The organism is Nocardiopsis lucentensis DSM 44048, assembly GCF_000341125.1.
In the GTDB taxonomy this organism is placed as follows: Bacteria; Actinomycetota; Actinomycetes; order Streptosporangiales; family Streptosporangiaceae; genus Nocardiopsis; species Nocardiopsis lucentensis.
Map to the genome: position 1 here is coordinate 1 of NZ_ANBC01000061.1, position 619 is coordinate 619.

The window sequence follows — 619 nt, forward strand, 5'->3', positions numbered from 1 at the left end:
GCGACCGTCACCATCGCCGCCGTCGCCTCCCTGGCCGCGGTCGCCGTCTTCACCTCCTCCGCGATCGCGCACGAGGGTCGCAGGCACTTCCCCCGCGCGGCGGTCGGCACGACGCTGGTGTACCTGCCCGACGGCGCGTCCGCCTCAACGGCGGACGAGGCCGAGGCCGCCCTGCGCGAGCACTTCCCGGAGAACGACGTCGTCCCGGTGCGGATGATCGACACCCGGATGGAGGTCGCCCCCGTGCCCGACCCCGGACAGCCCTGTCCGGACTGGGCCGTCTGGCCTCCGGAGGAGATACGGACGGAGCCGATCACCGCACCGGTCCCCCTGGACTCCCCCGACTGCGCCCCCATGAAGGCCAACGGCGACCAGAACCGCCAGGTGATGTGGGGCGGCGCGCTGGGGGCCGCGCCCCTCGTGGACGACGGGACCCTCGTCCGCGCCCTGGGACTGCCCGGCGCGGAGGAGGCGGCCGCGGCGCTGGCGGAGGGGAGGGCCGTCGTGACGCGGGACCTGGACCTGTGGCCGGACGGCCACGCCCGGGTCGGATTCCGCCGCTCGCACGAGGAACCCGCCTCCGTCAGCGGCGAGGAGCCGTTCGAGGACGGTCGGCGGG

Annotated in this window: 1 pseudogene; it reads left to right on the forward strand. The window is 75.8% G+C overall.

The annotated features are described in order from the left end of the window. Positions 1 to 619, forward strand: a pseudogene (locus D471_RS39945) (hypothetical protein); the annotation flags it as partial.